This is a genomic window from Vibrio sp. NC2 (assembly GCF_025195005.1).
Classification (GTDB): Bacteria; Pseudomonadota; Gammaproteobacteria; order Enterobacterales; family Vibrionaceae; genus Vibrio; species Vibrio splendidus.
In genome coordinates this window covers 1-17,597 of the sequence record NZ_JANVFC010000015.1, presented here as the reverse complement: position 1 = coordinate 17,597, position 17,597 = coordinate 1, and the positions used below count along the sequence as shown (strand labels likewise).

The following is a 17,597-nucleotide window of genomic DNA, read 5'->3' as shown; positions in this document are numbered from 1 at the left end:
AAAGGCTCGTCGCTAAATTGTGTAGAGTATTCAATCTGTCAAATAAACGGGCAGGGATGTACCAGTCGAGAATCAACCAACTCGACTATTGAGAAGTTAACTAGGAATAAGTTCTTGAGGGTTAAACTTAACAAGTTCAGTAGCTGAAACTCCTGTGTTGCGTACATAACGAGTCACAAAGTTGTGCCCCCCTCACGCATAACACAACTAGCTCCCCTAATGACTCACCGACGTCGAAAACAAGTTAATAATCACAACACCTGCCAAAATCAAAGCGATACCGATGATCGCGAAGATATCGAGTTTTTGACCGTAGACCAACCAAGACAAAACTGCGACTAACACGATCCCTACCCCACACCAAATCGCATATGCCACACCTAAAGACATAGTTTGAACCGTGAGAGACAACAGATAGAAAGCAAAGCCATAACCGACTAGCACTGCGGCAGTCGCGGGCAAAGAAGTAAATTGCTGCGTTTTAGGCAATAGAGAAGTCGCGACAACTTCAAGCACAATGGCAAGTGACAGCATCACAGGAGGCTGGATAGATAAAAGCATGTTTGGGTCCACAACAATAAAATACGGCGCTCAGAATATTGTAGTTTTATTTCTGGTTCATGTGATTTTCAGCAAGTAATTATTATGATGCACCTTAAAAATTCTTAGGTGTAATTCTCGATTAAACCTACGCTCAGACAAACAAAAGAGCCCACTAACTCATGGCAAGCAGGCTCTTCATCAATATAATCATCTAATCGGTAAGACACTTAATTTGCTGACGTTGAGCCTCTTAGAATATTGCGTTTAACTTCACCTTTAAGATCGGTCAGGGTTTGCTGGTCGACATCAATCAAGAAGTGATTACTCGCTTGGCCTGTTGCGAATTTTTCAAGAATCACGAACAAGCTACCAAAACGAGAGCGGAATACCTCTCCCACGGTATATTGGCCAAGATCACCTAGCTCTGAATCCACCGTGCCATCAAACTCGGCAAGCTCGCGGCTTAGCAGTTCGTATTGGCGCAGTTGTGTTTCACCGATATCACGGAACGCCAGTTCGTCTGCGTTACGTAGTCGATAGAAATCTGTCGCTAGTAGCTCACCACTCCACTCTGCAAAGTCAGCTAAGCTTAACCCCTCAGTAGATGCCAAAACCTCAGCTTCTACTTTGGCTGCTTGCCAATCTCTCTGGAACTGTTCCTCATCAACGACACCATTTGCAGTACAGCCTTCAACTGGATAACCCAACTTGTCGGCTAATTGACAAACCGTGAACTGCGTTTCTAGTTGAGACATGATCATCATCTCTTCACCGTTCATGTGCATGATCATTTCACGCATTTCGATTGGCCAATCACTAGGAAGGAAACGTAAGCGCGTTAATTCACGGATATGCCAGTCAGTCAGTTCGTAGTAGCTCTCTGAATCCAGAATATCTTTGTTCCAGATCTTAGCTTCTGCATCAGGATCTCCATTTGCAGCTTGAGTAAGGTATGCATGCTCTTCTTCGTAGTGACTAAACAGTTCGTTGTAACGTTCGACTTGATCGATAACCACAGTCTCGACCTCAATTTGGTTATCAGGGCGAATATTCAACAGCTTATAGGCTGGAATATAGCCCGCTAACGATGGCGCTTGGATATTAAAGAGCGTGTGCTGAACACCATCGATATTGAAGCTTTTCTTACCAGTATCGTTAAAGTGCATATGACCGCCAACGTGGATATTCAATCCTGTTGCAGCAAGTGCACGACTGGTATTGTCATCTGGTTCACGAGCCAGTTGATGGCTTCCTTCACCAAACAGATCTTCAATCTCTTCAGAGGCACCGTTGTAGAAATCTGTCATTGGGAAGTGCGAGAAGGAAACAAGCGTCTTATTCTGCTCTTTCGCTGCTTTTACTACATCAGAGATCCAATCGATCACATGTTCTTTGTGAGTCAGCATCATGTTGTAGCCAGCGCTGCTTGATCCATCAAACGTGTTTCCGTCTACAGAGCTATCAGACGAATTTTCTTTAGGGCGATAAACATTCGCGTCAATGGCCAACAGCCACAAGCCTTTAACTGGCTCGACTAAGTAACTGGTATCGGGCACTTCAGAACAACTTGAGTAGCCATTCTCTTTATAACTACCACCTGTTCCTTCATAACAGATCTCGTACATGCGCTTATCAAAAGCTGCTTCTTCTTTCGCTAATTCATAGCTGTAATTGGTACGAGCTTGCGTACTGCTATAAGGGGTTTCAAAGTAGAGATAATCTTGCTGAGGGTAGAAGCCGTGAGTACCAAGGATACCCATGATCTCTTCATAGCCCCACTCACGCACTTCTTCAGTACAGATGGTTGCTAGGTTATCGCCGTCACCGGGAATAGTTGTCCACTCATCTTCATAGCCAACACACTCTTCTTTACCGCGACTATAAATACGTTGGTTCTTACCCCCTTCACCTAAAAAGTCGGACTTACCCGCAGGGATAGTAAATGGCCTCACTGGATCGTGGTTGCCTGGGCTGCAAAAAACTCAAGGCCGTACGTGTCGCGGTAGTGATCAAAAATGCTTACTAAACCACGCATATGAATGGGTTGGCCGTCATCACTGAAGTCACCCGGCAGGGCTACGTACTTCACGCCACGCTCAACCACATCATCTAGCGCCGCAATCATCGCGAAGTAGTTTTCGTTGAATAGACGAGTAGAGTTCATCTGAGACTCCATCGTTCTGATCGTTGCATTCTTACCACTGATTGCATTCGGCAACCCTGCGAACGAGCCGTCCTGAAAATCACCGTAAACATCATGGAAATGGATATCAGGCATGAACGCCACTTGCACTGCGCTGTCCATATTGCCGCTGTCATCACTTGGTGAACTTGAATTGCAACCAACCAGAGCTGCTGCTATCAAGCCTGAAAGTACGGTCAATGTACTCTTTTTCATTTTCTCTTCCCAAAAAGTTAGAACTCAAAATTTGGCGAGGAGATTAGGTGAGAAAAATGACACTATTGTTTCTGATATCTTACAAAACGTCGTATGCAGAGTGCTTATGCGACCTTGCTTCAATCCTTAAAATTCAATTGATTAGCCAACATCATAAGCGTCAATGATTTGATAATACAAATCAGATGAAAGTATACAAACCATCACACATCGAGCAACCGAACATCAATGGTAGCAATGCATTCAAGCGGTTCAAGAATGTCAGTCCTTTCCTAAAAGTGGCTTTTTGGTCTCAAGGTTTACGACCACTAAGTCGGGCAGACCCCCAATACCAATTATTACAAATACGTAATAATCATTTTCTATTTAAGGGGATTATCAAAACTCGAACTCACACCTATACTGGCTCCAACAAAACGAGAGAGCGGAAACAATTAAGCTCAACTACTCTTAACGGGTTGAATTTAATTGCACAGTTATCCGCTGTACTGACATATATAGGAAGCATCCAATGACAATCGAAATTAAACCTGGTCAAACTCATATCAAATCAAAAGCAATGGTTGCATGGGCAGCTGGCGAGCCACTAAAAATGGAAGAAGTTGATGTACAACTTCCTAAAGCTGGTGAGGTTCTAGTTCGCATCGTTGCTACTGGTGTTTGTCACACTGACGCATTCACATTATCAGGTGACGATCCAGAAGGTATCTTCCCTTCAATTCTTGGTCACGAAGGTGGCGGCATCGTTGAGATGATCGGCGAAGGCGTTACAAGTGTTGAGATTGGCGACCACGTTATCCCACTTTACACAGCTGAATGTGGCGAATGTAAGTTCTGTAAATCTGGTAAAACTAACCTATGCCAAGCCGTTCGTGAAACGCAAGGTAAAGGCCTGATGCCAGACGGTACAAGCCGCTTCTCTATCAATGGCGAAACAATTTTCCATTACATGGGTTGCTCTACTTTCTCTGAGTACACAGTACTTCCAGAAATCTCTCTAGCGAAAGTAAGCAAAGAAGCACCACTTGAAGAAGTTTGTCTTCTAGGTTGTGGTGTAACTACGGGTATGGGCGCGGTATTGAACACAGCTAAAGTTGAAAAAGGCGACAACGTTGCTGTATTCGGCCTAGGCGGTATCGGTCTTTCTGCAATCATTGGTGCTCGCATGGCTGGTGCTAACCGCATCATCGGTGTAGATATCAACGAGAGTAAATTCGAACTAGCAAAACAGCTTGGCGCGACTGACTGCATCAACCCAACTAAATTCGACAAACCAATCCAAGACGTTATCGTTGAGATGACAGACGGTGGTGTTGAGTACTCTTTCGAGTGTATCGGTAACGTAAACGTGATGCGTCAAGCACTTGAATGCTGCCACAAAGGTTGGGGCGAATCAGTCATCATTGGTGTTGCAGGTGCAGGTCAAGAGATCTCAACTCGTCCATTCCAACTAGTAACTGGTCGTGTATGGCGTGGTTCTGCTTTCGGTGGTGTTAAAGGCCGCTCTGAGCTTCCAGAAATCGTTAACCGTTACATGGCGGGTGAGTTTGGTCTTCAAGAGTTCATCACTCACACTATGGGTCTGCAAGACGTTAACGAAGCATTCAACCTAATGCACAAAGGTGAATCTATCCGTACTGTTCTACATATGGATAAGTAACACCTCTTGGTCTCGATACTTAGGTGTCGAGGCCAAAGTTATAAATGAAAAGCAACAAACTGTCTTCACCACCTCCTGCCCGGTGGGTGGTGAAACTTAAAAATGACATAGACAAGTTATTCCCCAAAACCATCAACCTAACGGAGCACAATAGATGACAATCGAAAACATTAGCCAAGCAAAGGTTGCTGGTGGTTGGCACAAACAATACACCCACTTTTCTGCAACGCTTGACTGCAACATGCGTTTTGCGATTTTCTTGCCGCCTAACGCAAGCAAAGAAAACCCAGTTCCTGTTTTGTATTGGTTATCAGGCTTAACCTGTACCGATGAAAACTTCATGCAAAAAGCCGGCGCATTCAAAGCTGCGGCTGGGCAAGGCATCGCGATTGTAGCACCCGATACAAGCCCACGTGGCGAAGGCGTTGCCGACAATGAAAGCTACGATCTCGGCCAAGGTGCGGGCTTCTATGTCAATGCCACTCAAGCACCATGGGACAGCCATTACCACATGTACGATTACGTGGTAACAGAGCTTCCAGCCTTGATTGAATCTTTCTTCCCTGTGACTTCGGTGAAATCAATTTCTGGTCACAGCATGGGCGGACACGGTGCCCTAACGATTGGTATCAAAAACGAAGATAGCTACCGTTCTATCTCGGCATTCAGCCCTATCACCAACCCAATGCAATGCCCTTGGGGACAAAAAGCATTCAACCAATACTTGGGCTTAGATATTGAAGAGTGGAAACATTACGACGCGTCTGAGCTTCTAAAAACCAAAGGCACTAAGCTGCCAATGTTGGTTGACCAAGGCGAAGCCGATAACTTCCTGATTGAGCAGCTCAAGCCTGAGCAATTAGTCGAAGCCGCTAAGGTAACCAATGCCGATTTAGAGCTACGTATGCAGCCAGGTTACGACCACAGCTACTACTTCATCTCTAGCTTTATTGATGAGCATATTGAGTTCCACGCTGCTTACCTAAACAAGTAGTCACACCGATTTAGCCCACACCTTGCAAAAGCGTGAGGTGTGGGCTTTTTTGTGCCTGCTATTTGGGCGAGCCCGCTGTTACTTGATAGCAGCAACAACGATTCACACTTTCAAGCACCCCGCTATACCAACAAAAACAATACGAACAAAAGGTACGATTATGAGCTGGTTTTTCTTAATGATGGGCGTGATGGCAGAAGCACTTTCTCACGTAGCACTTAAAGCAACCGACGGTTTCAGCTTGTCTAAACCTATCCCTGCTTTATTGGTGATTTCAGGACACTTGGCGGCATTTCTATTTTTGAGCCAAGCTATGAAAGGGATGCCAGTTGGTGTGGTTCACTCTTTGTGGGCAGGTTTAGCTATCGTGACAGTGAGTCTGATTTCTACGTTCGTTTACCGCCAGCACCTCGATACCATGGTGTGGATCGGCATGTTATTCGTTGCGGCTGGTGTTATGATGATAAACCTGTCACAAGGTCACTCGCACTAGTGTAGATAATGACTTATGAACAGTGTGTCAATTCGTTCAAATTTCCTAACAGACAGGTGTCACCTTCACTTATTCATACTCTTACAATCAGCAAATCAAACCTGTTACCATAGGCCTTCAACATCACCTATTTTGAAGGTTGCTATGAAAGCAATTAAGACTCTTTTCTTCCTGATGGTTTTATTGAGCGGTCTGTTTACCGCTTGGCTGTTTATCCCGATTCCAGCGACCATGGACAAGCAAACGCTCGACGTTCCATTAACGGAACCATTCAAGCTTGTGGCGTACCGCAGCAACCCGAATGATGCGAGCAAGCCACTGACTTACCACTACTATGTGATTTCAGATGTAGTTGGCGTAGACGACATGGAACCGTTCCTGATTACCACGGACCAGTTCGTGAAGCTTGGCGAATTCGACGAGAACACATTCAACCTTACGGTTAACGGCAAGATTGATAGCTACACCAACGATTTGTGGATCAAAAAATCTGACGGCAAGCTTCAGCACTGGTACGTAAGTGTTGATGCAAACTATATTCGTTAGAGTCGAATCCAAATAAACCCTATTTTAAAACTGCGCTTTGGCTTCCAAGCGCAGTTTTTGTTTCTAGCGTAATTTTTGTTTCAAGCCGCCCGCTTTATACTCTCCCTCACTTTTTACCCACCACTGCCGTGCTCTTAAAAATGCTACAAGCAGAGCAGGTTTTATAAGCTCTTGAGATAAGATAAGCTGCACCTATGCTCGACTCCCAATAAATCAAAAATAATAAAGGATCACTCGTGGAATTTACGCTCGACAAATTTAACGGCATCATCATCGACCCAGCAACAGCCCCTCACGATGCTGACTCTTTCAATGCCGAACTCAGCGAGATCACCGAATTTTCAAAGCAGAATAACAAAGGCATCATTTGGATTAGTTTACCTATTTCACTCTCGCACCTTATTCCGGTGGCGACTGAGCTTGGCTTTGTGTTTCACAACTGTCTAGAAGACGAAATTACGCTGATCCACAAATCCGAGATTGTAGAGTTTGTGCCTTTCATCCCTACCCACACTTTGGGTGCTGGCGCGTTGATCACCAACGAACACAACCAAGTGCTGATGATTAAAGAGCACGGTATGACGGGCTACAAGTTACCTGGCGGCCATATTGAGTTGGGTGAAGGTATTGAAGAGTCTGTGGTTCGTGAAACCTTGGAAGAGACAGGTATCGAGGCAACGTTCGTCTCTGTGGTTGGCATGGCGACAAGACACCCGTATCAATTCGGTAAATCAAACCTCTACTTTATTTGTCACCTTATCGCTCAAACTCAAGATATCGCGATTCAAGACACCGATGAAATTGCAGAAGCTAAATGGATAGATGTTGAAGAGTATATTAACAACCCCGACAGCTACCCGTTTAACCGCCAATTGGTCGGCTCTCTGATAGGAAAGCAAGGTTTGGAACTCACTCAGCTAGAGGGCAACTATGGCCCGGTCCACAAGCCCGAGATCTTCTTTTCGAAAAGCTAGAGTGCTTCAGATATAAAAACGCCCAACTCAATTGAGTTGGGCGTTTTAGATTCTAGCTTTTGTTGTTCTTAATTAAGCCAACTGCGTTGTTAGTTATTCTTTGTACCCATGATTCATTCTCATACTTTTAGAACAAACCTGTATTAGAAGAAACCCAACGGATTAGTATCGTAGCTGATCAATAGGTTCTTAGTGTTTTGGTAGTGGTCGAGCATCATCTTGTGTGTCTCACGGCCAATGCCCGATTTTTTGTAACCACCAAACGCGGCATGAGCTGGGTAAGCGTGGTAACAGTTCACCCAAATACGCCCCGCTTCAATGTTACGACCCATGCGATACGCTAGGTTTGCATCACGAGTCCATACGCCTGCACCCAAGCCATACTCGGTGTCATTGGCAATCTCTAGCGCTTCTGCTTCATCTTTAAACGTCGTTACTGCGATAACAGGGCCGAAGATCTCTTCTTGGAATACACGCATCTTGTTGTGCCCTTCCAGCATGGTTGGCTGAATGTAGTAACCGTTGCCCAGATCATCTGGTTGCTGCGCGATTTCACCACCTGTTAGCACTTTCGCACCTTCTTGACGACCGATTTCTAGGTAGCTCAAGATCTTATCGAACTGCTCTTTTGAAGCTTGTGCACCCACCTGAGTATCGGTATCTAACGGGTTACCTTGTTTAATAGTTTGAGCACGCTCGACCACCTTGGCGATGAACTTGTCGTACACCGATTCATGGATCAGCACACGTGATGGACAGGTACACACTTCACCTTGGTTGAAGAACGCAAGCAACATGCCTTCGACACACTTATCTAGGTATTCGTCTTCATGATTAAAGATATCTGGGAAGTAGATATTTGGAGACTTACCGCCCAGCTCAACCGTTGATGGAATCAAGCTTTCAGCCGCACATTTTAGGATATGGTGGCCAATTTCTGTTGAACCAGTAAAGGCCAATTTCGCCAAACGATCGCTGGTTGCTAACGCTTGACCCGCTTCGCTACCAAAACCATTCACGATGTTGACTACGCCTGCAGGCAAAAGATCGGCGATCTTTTCCATCATCACTAAGATCGATGTCGGTGTTTGCTCGGCGGGTTTCATCACCACACAACATCCTGCTGCCAGTGCCGGTGCTAGTTTCCAAGCCGCCATTAAGATCGGGAAGTTCCAAGGAATGATCTGCCCTACGACACCAATCGGTTCAGGGAAGTGGTAGCTTGCGGTGTTTGAATCTAGCTCGGCTGCGCTGCCTTCTTGCGCTCGAATACAACCCGCAAAGTAACGGAAGTGATCGACAACCAAAGGAATGTCTGCTGCCAAAGTTTCACGCACAGGCTTGCCGTTTTCCCACGTCTCAGCGACTGCGATTTCTTCTAGGTTCGCTTCAATGCGGTCGGCAATTTTAAGTAGGATGTTGGAGCGCTCTGTCACGCTAGTCGCCGCCCAACTAGCACGAGCTGCATGCGCCGCATCGAGTGCCAAGCTAATGTCGGCCTCTGTTGAGCGTGCCACTTGGCAATACACCTGACCATTCACTGGAGAAGTGTTATCAAAATACTCACCGCTAACAGGCTTCACCCATTCGCCACCGATAAAGTTATCGTATTGCGCTTTAAAGTTCACCACTGCGTTATCACTACCCGGCTGTGCGTAAATCATAGTTAGATCCTTCTTTGATTTGTTATTCGTTATTGAGCGAGAGCTGTCTTATTTTTATGGCGGCTCCTCTTGAGAAAAGAACTCATGACAAGACGCCCATGTTTATGCTTTCTGTTTAAAACACTGATACTTCGTGTTTTCTTCACAACAGTAACAACGCAAATCACACGCCAGAACTTCAAAGCTTGTTGTTAATAAATTGTAAAACTATGATTACCAAACGTTTACAACCTAAAGTGAGTTGGCATTGAACGGACGTCTGGAAACCACTCCAGTGTTCAACTGTTCCAAATTGGTACACCCTCACTGTTACGACATGGAACAGTCATGCACCTTCAACAAGCAAACACCTCAGATTGGCTTTCGTCTTCTTGGCACCGCAGTACAGAAGCGGGTCTAAAACAGAGACGACTACCCGAAGACATTCGCCTACCACAATCGATTCTTAAACAGAGACGTCACCAATCTTCGAGCTTAATTCAAATAGTCGAACGTAATGCTCTACCTCTGTTTAATCAGATGTTTGCACGCACTGACAGTCGTTTGATTTTGACCGATATTGAGGGCGTCATTCTGGCGAGTTGGGGACAGGAGCGGTTTAAGGAGAAGCTGACGTCAATTGCACTCAGCTCTGGAGCCTGTTGGCAGGAACAACTCAAAGGCACTAACGCGATTGGCACCGCGATTGTTGAAGCCAAGCCAGTATCTATCATTGGTGAGCAGCACTTCATCCACCAGCACCGATTTATCAGCTGTTCAGCAAGCCCTGTGTTTGATCATCAAGGGCAGATGGTTGGCGTATTGGACATTACCAGTGAGCAGCAACAACACGACAGTTCTGTCCAATTGCTGGTTCAAAATATGGTTCAGCTTGTTGAAAATCAGCTATTAAGTCATATCCCACAAGGCACCACTCGAATCGATCTCGCGTGTGAGAAATCTTTATTACACAGTGGTTGGCAAGGGATTGTGATAGCCAATGAAGCCGGCGAAGTAGTGGCGCACAATCAGGTTGCCTCTCAATTGTTGGATCAAACCTCGATCGTCGGCGAATGCATAGATACCCTGTTCAACCGAACCTCATTAGACACGCCCTTTGTGTTTGAGAAACAACACCTCAAACAACCAACCACCAAACGCACGCGCTCCATTTCAGCATCGTGCGATTTGCACCATGGTGAACAACAGATAGAACACGCTTGGCAACAAGCCAATAAGGTTATCGACAGAGGGATCAGCCTATTAATCCTAGGCGAAACAGGGGTTGGTAAAGGCGAGTTTGTTAAAGCGTTACACAAGCAAAGCCAACGTAAATCGTCACCGTTAGTTGCGGTGAACTGCGGTGCGCTGCCGAAAGATCTTATCGAATCTGAATTGTTTGGTTATGCACCGGGGGCTTTTACTGGCGCAAGCCACAAAGGTTTCCAAGGCAAGATCCGTCAAGCAGACAAGGGCATTCTATTTTTGGATGAGATCGCCGACATGCCATTGGAGGCTCAATGTCGATTGCTGCATGTTCTGCAAGACAAATCCGTAGTGCCTGTGGGTTCGAACCAAAGCTACCAAGTCGATTGTCAGATCATTGCTGCCACTCATAAAAACCTAGAACAGTTAGTTGCGACAGGAGAATTTAGACAAGACTTGTATTATCGCCTGAACGGCTTAGCCTTCACCTTGCCAAGCCTACAACACCGACAAGACAAGCACGCTTTAATCGAGCACATTCATCGTAAATACGCCGAAGACGAACAAACAATCTGCCCTCACTTGATGAGCTTACTGTGCGCCTATTCTTGGCCGGGCAATATTCGCGAATTAGATAATCTACTCAAAGTCGCGGCTTTACTGGCGAGTGATGAACCACAACTCACGCTAGAACATGTGCCAAGCCACCTTGCTCAACATCTGACGTCATTAGCACACGATAATCAGCATCAGCTAATGACTCCTAATGCCATCAAAGGTACAGCGAGTAACGATTTAAGAACTACCGTTGAAGAAACCTTGCTGCAAACGTATCAAGCGAACCAAGGCAACATCAGCAAGACATCTCGAATACTCGGCATCAGCCGCAATACCATTTATCGAAAGCTAAAGAGCCTGGGGATTCTTCAATAAAACATGAACAATGATTTGGTTCCTCAGATTGAACATGCAACGCATAAATACACACTTTACAAGTGGATATAATGTGCTTCGGATCAAATTAAAGTGTGAGTGAAGTCACGTAATGAGTAATCCATATTCAGGACACTCTCAAACTACAACCTCTTGATTTACCGACAAATAAATATCATCAATAAATTTAAAAGATCAATGAATACAAATAGCTAATGAAATAATTACGGCCATTCGCTTGCCTTATAGAACTCGCCCACAAGATATAAATCTGAGCACTATGCAATCCTATTTATAATTTTGATCACCCTATTCTTTTTGTGTTCATTATTTTGAATTTTCCATTCACTTATCTTGTTTAAAATCTCTGGAAAACTACCACTATTTGGCTACAGGGATCATATGTTTAACAGTATACGTACGCGAATTGCGGTGAGTGCAGGCGGAGCAATGGCTTTCACTCTGTTGATCGCAATGGGCATGACCACCAGCGCCTTTACCGATGTGAACAAACAAGTCACTGAAAAAGTAAAGACGCAGCTGACAGACGCCACAACGACAGATTTACAAAACACAGCCATTCAACAAGGTTTGAACATTGCCAACCAACTTGATCCTGTACTAGCAAACCTTAAGCAAGCACGATCCATTATTGAGTTAAGTTCAGAAACCAATGCAAGCGCAGACCTTATCGTTAAACAGTTTACTGCCGCCTTGGAAGCACAAAACAAAGCTGTATTTGCGGGCTACATGGTGTGGGAGAACAAGACTTGGCCACAACAAACCGATCTGAATAACGAGATCAGCTTGGACACTGAATTAGGTTTTAACAGTCAGGGCTACCTTGCGCCTTTCTTCTCTCCAAATGATCAGAACAGCTTTGACGCCGTCGCAATGGAGAGCTTCAGCAATACCGAACTCAACAGCAACGGTGAGCGCAAAGACGACTGGCACTTAATGCCATACCAAACCGGTAAGACATTTGTGATGGAACCCTATTTCTATCCAGTTCGCGGCAAGCAAGAGCTCATCACTACCATCAGCCAACCAATCAAACAAGACGGGAAAATCATTGGCTCAATTGGCTTTGATTTGTCTTTGTTCGAACTTCAAAGCCAGAGTGAATTATTTGCACGTAACTTGTTTGATGGCGAAGGAAAAATCCTTATTACATCATGGAAAGGCATAACTCTCGCCAACAGCCGTGCTGGAAACATGGTGGGTAAAAGAGTCTCTTCTGAATTGGAATCCGAATGGTCGAAGATTCAATCTATCGCTAAGCGAGAAGGGGCTGGCCTTGTTAATTTCGGCGGCGATGAGTACGCAATAACAGCCATTGATACCAGTGATGCGCCATGGGTAGTCATGGTGTCGGTTCCCAGTAGTCACCTTACAAAAAGCGTCGACAACTACACGCAATGGAGTGATGCACAGAATTCAAAAGCACTTGAAAAAGGTGTGTGGGCGGGGCTCATCGCAGCTATTCTAGGTATTGCCTCAATGGCATTCATTGCCAATTCTCTGGGCAAGGTTCTGAACAACTTAGTGGAGCGTTTTAAAGATGCAGCACAAGGCGAAGGCGACTTAACTTACCGCATTGAAGTGAAAGGAAAAGATGAAACCGCTCAGCTTGCACACTGGTTCAATACTTTCCTATCTCGTATGCAAGAGATGCTACTTACCGTTATGGTAACGGCCGACCAAGTAGATAAAAACGCAACAGAAGGCCAAGCTCGTGCTGAAATTTCACGTGACCAGTTGAACTCTCAGGTTAACGAGGTGAACTCACTTGCAACCGCGATCAATGAAATGAGTGCGACAGCGCAAGAAGTGGCAAGCTCAGCCGTTCAAGCAGCAGCAGCCGCAAGCCAAGTACAAAGCAACAGTCTCAATGGCATGACACGCATGGACAATGCCGCCAGCGCTGTAGACAGCTTGGCTGTGCAGGTAAATGACGCACAGCAACAAACGCAAAATTTGGTCGATTCGAGCACCGCTATTCAGGGTATCTTGAGCGAGATTGGTGGCATTGCAGAACAAACCAACTTACTTGCGCTTAATGCCGCTATTGAGGCAGCACGTGCGGGTGAAGCAGGACGAGGCTTTGCTGTCGTGGCAGATGAAGTGCGTAACCTCGCAAATCGCACTCAAGGCTCGACAGAAGAGATTCGTTCGATGTTGGCTCGCTTAGAACAAGAGACTCAATCTATCGTGATATTGATGGAGCAAAGCCAGAAGCAAGCGAACGATACCAAAGGGGAAACCCAAGCAGCACATCTAGCCTTGTCGGAAATCAACCAAGCGATTGAAGTGATTAACGACATGAACAATCAGATTGCGTCCGCGGCTGAAGAGCAAAGCTCAGTGTCAGAAGAGATTAACCGCAATGTAGTGATCATCAATGACACCGCTGTGGAAGTGATGGGCACCATGACATCATCAGTAGCAATCAGTAATGAGCTGACAGTGAAAGCCGGAGATTTGCACGGTGAGTTAAGCAAGTTCAAGCTTTCTTAATTACCAACAACGTCTCACAATAACTAGGCCGAGAAACACCATGTTTTCGGAGAAACGCAATGTTCTCGGCCTCTTCACTTCTTAATTTCCGCTCAACTTCAAACTCATCGATTGCAGTTCATCTATTAAATTTTACGGAACAAAGCTCGCCTAACCAAACTGTCCCAATAAACTATCCCAATAAACTATCCCAATAAACTATCCCAATAAACTATCCCAATAAACTATCCCAATAAACTATCCCAATAAACTATCCCAATAAACTATCCCAATAAACTATCCCAATAAACTATCCCAATATAAACAAAGCTACTCAGACTCTAACTCCACAAGTTGATTGAGCACTTCTTTGTCTAACACCGGGTGATGTTTGCTCGCTAAGATCAGCACAATATCCACTGCTGGTAACGGTGGCATATCATCAAGTATTTTCAAATCTGAAGTCACGCTCAGCTTACCCATCGCACCAATGGCCAAACCCGCTTTGACGATGGCACGTTGTGCAGAAGCGGTATTACTGCACGCCAATAACTGATAAGGCGTGCCCTGCTTGGTTAAACCATTAACTGCCGCTGCGTGGTACTTACAATCGGTCTGAAACAAGGCTAATGGGACGGGTTTAGACTCATCAAACACATAGTCAGGGCTGCTTATCCATACTCCGATATCATGAGTGAGCCAGTAACCCTCTTCGCTGTCGGGCGCTCGGGTGACAATCGCGGCATCGAGTCTGCCATCATCCAACCACTCTCTGAGTGTAATGCTGGGCAGGCTAAATATTTGGATTGAACAGGTGGGTTCCGCTTTCTGTAACAGGCGAATCACTTTTGGCAGAATGGTGTCGTTGTAGTCTTCAGGGCAGCCGAGTCGCAGAGGTTGTTTGTCTTCGTAACGCTTTACTTGCTTGAGGGCTGTATTGTGGAGCGCGACCAACTGGTCAGCATGAGAACGCAGCGCTAAGCCTGCTTCAGTGAGTATTAAGTTACGTCCTTCTTTTTGGAAAAGAGTCACGTTGAGTTCTTCTTCCAACTTACGCATCTGAGCACTAAATGCCGATTGGGTGCGGTTGATCTGTTTCGCAGCACGAGTAAAGCTACTGGTTTCTACAAACGCGAGAAAGCCTCGCAACGCATCAATGTCCATATTGAAATCACCACCCATCGTTTTTATTAATGTATTGCATCAAAATTATCCGTTAGTGCGCCGCAATACAATCCCCTAAGCTCAAATGCATGCCCCTAGGGTCAAAGCATACCCACCAAACGCAAGGAAGCAACGATGCAGCTTTATATTGGAAACCAGAACTACTCAACTTGGTCACTGCGCGCATGGCTAATATTCGACAACTACAACCTGAATGCAGAAGTCATCAAGCTCAAGCTATTCACCTCTGATTTTTACGACACTCTGGCGAAAGTGACGCCAACGGCCAAGGTTCCAACCCTAGTTGACGGCGACGTTGCGGTGTGGGATTCACTGGCGATTCTCGAATACGTTAACGACGCCCACTTGAACGGTGCAGCGTGGCCTAGCTCAGTGAAAGAACGCGCCCATGCCCGAGCAATTTCCGCAGAAATGCACTCTGGGTTCTTTGCCGTCAGAAATGAAATGCCGATGAACTGCCGCGCACAACGAAAGCTCACACTCAGTGAAGACACCTTGAAAGACATCGCCCGTATCGATGCCATTTGGTCGACGCAGATGGAACAATACCCTGAAGGATGGTTGTTTGGTGAATGGTCGATTGCCGACGCGATGTTTGCACCTGTGGCTTTACGTGTAGAAACCTATGGCATCCAACTTTCCGAAAAGGCATCACAGTATCAACAACGCGTGCTCAGCAGCCCATCAATACAAAAATGGCTGGCAGAGGCAAACTTAGAAACCGATGTGGTTGAAGAAGATGAGGCGGGGAAGCCTGTATAAAATACAAAACACCCTTTCAAGGCTCACTAGTCTGTGAGCCTTTATTTAAACCACAATAATTTGGTCGATTGTGATCACCGAATCACAATGTGCAGATGCGATTGTTTATATTCAAAGAAACTCAAATCATTAAGATAAACATCATGTTACGAGCAACGATCGCATTACTCAGCGTGGCCAGCTTGGCCGTATCTGCCAATGTCACCCTTCCCACTGGAGAAGACTGGATCAATCATGCCTCTGAAGGGCTGGCACCTTATTGGCTAATGCCTAGCGCGCAAGGAGAACCAATAGGCAACTTCCCTACTTTCCGCTGTGATGATGGCACCTTGCTCGATGTTTCTGATGTGTGTCCTGAACTGAACAAAGGCTGGATCACGCCGCACTTTGGCAAGGAGTTTACGCGGATGAAATCACGTCAAACTTATGCCTATGGCGTGCTCTACCATCTTACCGGAGACAAGCAGGCTTTAGCGCTTGCCAAACAAGGTGCCTACTACATCATTGATCAGCTAGAAGATAAGCAAAATGGTGGCTTTATCGGCTACGTAAAAGAGGGAAAAGAAGGCCAGGATTGGCAACAACGAACCTCTCAAGATCAAGCGTATGCATTAGTTGGCCTTGCCATGTACTACTACCTGACTCAAGACAAAAAGGTAGAACAAGCACTCATCGCCCAACAAGCTTTTATCTTTGATAAATATCGACTTAGCGACAACAGTGGTCTTACTTGGGTACTCGCTGACGGTGAAGATGGCAGTGCAAAACGACGCGAACTGGTCGCGCAACTTGATCAAATAAACGGCTACCTGTTATTAGTCGCTCCTCTGCTCAAAGAGCCCATCAAATCAAAATGGCTTGATGACTTAAACTGGCTCACGCAAGCCATGATTGACCAATACCATTCTGAAGATCAACAACGCTTCTACGGCGCAATTCACGATAAAGCTGCGATGATGCCGAATGCCAATCACAACGATTTTGGGCACACCATCAAAGCATATTGGATGACCTATCTAACCGGTCATGCATTAAATAATTCCGATTGGTCGGAGTTTGGTTTAGACGGCATGAAACACACTCTGGATCAGGCGCAATATCAGAAAGACTTTGCCAATGTATCTAACTACTTTGGTGAGCGACTTCAGAAAATGTGGCAAGGGCAAGATATCACGGGCTGGCAAAGCAGACCGCACAGTCAGTGGGCGTCATCATGGGAGTGGGCTGAGCTTGATCAAGCGGCCATGACGGTTTCGCTGGTCGATGGTTCAATGAAAGACGTCCTGCAATACACCCTACCGACCTTTCATGATGTATGGGTCGACCACAAATACGGTGGCGTTGGGCTTGATCCTAAGCGTACTAAAGCTTTCCATTGGGGCAATGGCTATCACCAATTTGAACATGCGCTGATTGGATATTTATATGCTCAGCAAGTTGACGCTAAACTGGCTGTATTGCACTACGCAAGACCGACCAACAGCAATATGCCAATGGAACCTTATTACTATCAAGGAGACGTAGTTAAGTTGGAGAAACTTGGAGATGGAACGCAGAAGGTCAGCTTCAATAACATTCGACCTTAATATCTGATATTCGCTCATCGATACTTTTAGCTGTGGTTTACGGTTAAGACGGAAAAGGTGAGTGACTAGCTGTTCGCAAAGCCTGAGAAGAAAAGATGCTTTGAAGTGACCCCGTAAAGTTGGACATTTCTGTTAAGCGGCTTTCAAGGCCTGAGTTCGATATTCTATCGGAGTCAGG

Annotated in this window: 12 protein-coding genes and 1 pseudogene; 9 read left to right on the top strand and 4 right to left on the bottom strand. The window is 45.6% G+C overall.

All coding sequences use genetic code 11. The annotated features are described in order from the left end of the window. Window positions 1–216: 216 nt before the first annotated feature. Window positions 217–561 carry a multidrug efflux SMR transporter gene (locus tag NX845_RS17080; RefSeq protein WP_083994879.1) on the bottom strand — a complete coding sequence of 115 codons (345 nt, stop codon included), beginning with the start codon at window positions 559–561 and terminating at the stop codon, window positions 217–219. 209 nt (window positions 562–770) lie between these two features. Then, a pseudogene (locus tag NX845_RS17075) lies at window positions 771–2,941 on the bottom strand (metallophosphoesterase). Window positions 2,942–3,452: 511 nt separating this feature from the next. Here NX845_RS17075 and NX845_RS17070 point away from each other — a divergent pair. The 5 genes from NX845_RS17070 to NX845_RS17050 all read left to right on the top strand — a co-directional run bounded on the left by NX845_RS17070 (window position 3,453) and on the right by NX845_RS17050 (window position 7,608). Further along, complete coding sequence (locus NX845_RS17070) at window positions 3,453–4,601, top strand: S-(hydroxymethyl)glutathione dehydrogenase/class III alcohol dehydrogenase (protein ID WP_065681081.1); 1,149 nt, start codon at window positions 3,453–3,455, stop codon at window positions 4,599–4,601. A 154-nt stretch (window positions 4,602–4,755) separates the two neighbouring features. Continuing rightward, the gene (fghA, locus tag NX845_RS17065; RefSeq protein WP_065681080.1) at window positions 4,756–5,595 is read left to right on the top strand and encodes an S-formylglutathione hydrolase; all 840 of its coding nucleotides are present in this window, start codon (window positions 4,756–4,758) and stop codon (window positions 5,593–5,595) included. Window positions 5,596–5,755: 160 nt separating this feature from the next. Next, on the top strand, window positions 5,756–6,088 hold the full coding sequence (locus NX845_RS17060; RefSeq protein ID WP_065681079.1) for a multidrug efflux SMR transporter: 333 nt from the start codon (window positions 5,756–5,758) through the stop codon (window positions 6,086–6,088). A 144-nt stretch (window positions 6,089–6,232) separates the two neighbouring features. After that, the gene (locus tag NX845_RS17055) at window positions 6,233–6,634 is read left to right on the top strand and encodes a hypothetical protein (protein WP_102489290.1); all 402 of its coding nucleotides are present in this window, start codon (window positions 6,233–6,235) and stop codon (window positions 6,632–6,634) included. A 236-nt stretch (window positions 6,635–6,870) separates the two neighbouring features. Further along, the gene (locus NX845_RS17050; protein WP_017083093.1) at window positions 6,871–7,608 is read left to right on the top strand and encodes an NUDIX domain-containing protein; all 738 of its coding nucleotides are present in this window, start codon (window positions 6,871–6,873) and stop codon (window positions 7,606–7,608) included. Window positions 7,609–7,751: 143 nt separating this feature from the next. On the opposite strand, the gene NX845_RS17045 is transcribed toward NX845_RS17050, so the two are convergent. Then, window positions 7,752–9,272: an aldehyde dehydrogenase family protein gene (locus NX845_RS17045; protein WP_260257021.1), complete on the bottom strand. Its 1,521-nt coding sequence runs from the start codon at window positions 9,270–9,272 to the stop codon at window positions 7,752–7,754. Window positions 9,273–9,599: 327 nt separating this feature from the next. Here NX845_RS17045 and NX845_RS17040 point away from each other — a divergent pair, with 327 nt between their 5' ends. Together NX845_RS17040 and NX845_RS17035 are read left to right on the top strand one after the other, a co-directional pair. Continuing rightward, window positions 9,600–11,390, top strand: a complete 1,791-nt coding sequence (locus tag NX845_RS17040; RefSeq protein WP_260257020.1) for a sigma-54-dependent Fis family transcriptional regulator — start codon at window positions 9,600–9,602, stop codon at window positions 11,388–11,390. A gap of 402 nt (window positions 11,391–11,792) precedes the next feature. After that, a complete protein-coding gene (locus NX845_RS17035) occupies window positions 11,793–13,907 on the top strand; it encodes a methyl-accepting chemotaxis protein (RefSeq protein ID WP_260257019.1) in 2,115 nt (704 codons plus the stop codon). A gap of 309 nt (window positions 13,908–14,216) precedes the next feature. Here NX845_RS17035 and NX845_RS17030 read toward each other — a convergent pair whose 3' ends face one another. Then, window positions 14,217–15,068, bottom strand: coding sequence for a LysR family transcriptional regulator (locus NX845_RS17030; protein WP_065681074.1), 852 nt, complete (start codon window positions 15,066–15,068; stop codon window positions 14,217–14,219). A 117-nt stretch (window positions 15,069–15,185) separates the two neighbouring features. Here NX845_RS17030 and NX845_RS17025 point away from each other — a divergent pair, with 117 nt between their 5' ends. Together NX845_RS17025 and NX845_RS17020 are read left to right on the top strand one after the other, a co-directional pair. Beyond that, window positions 15,186–15,833 (top strand): glutathione S-transferase family protein, encoded by a 648-nt coding sequence (locus NX845_RS17025; protein WP_065681073.1) that lies wholly within the window; start codon window positions 15,186–15,188, stop codon window positions 15,831–15,833. 143 nt (window positions 15,834–15,976) lie between these two features. Continuing rightward, window positions 15,977–17,419, top strand: a complete 1,443-nt coding sequence (locus tag NX845_RS17020) for an N-acylglucosamine 2-epimerase (protein ID WP_260257018.1) — start codon at window positions 15,977–15,979, stop codon at window positions 17,417–17,419. The last annotated feature ends 178 nt before the right edge of the window (window positions 17,420–17,597 follow it).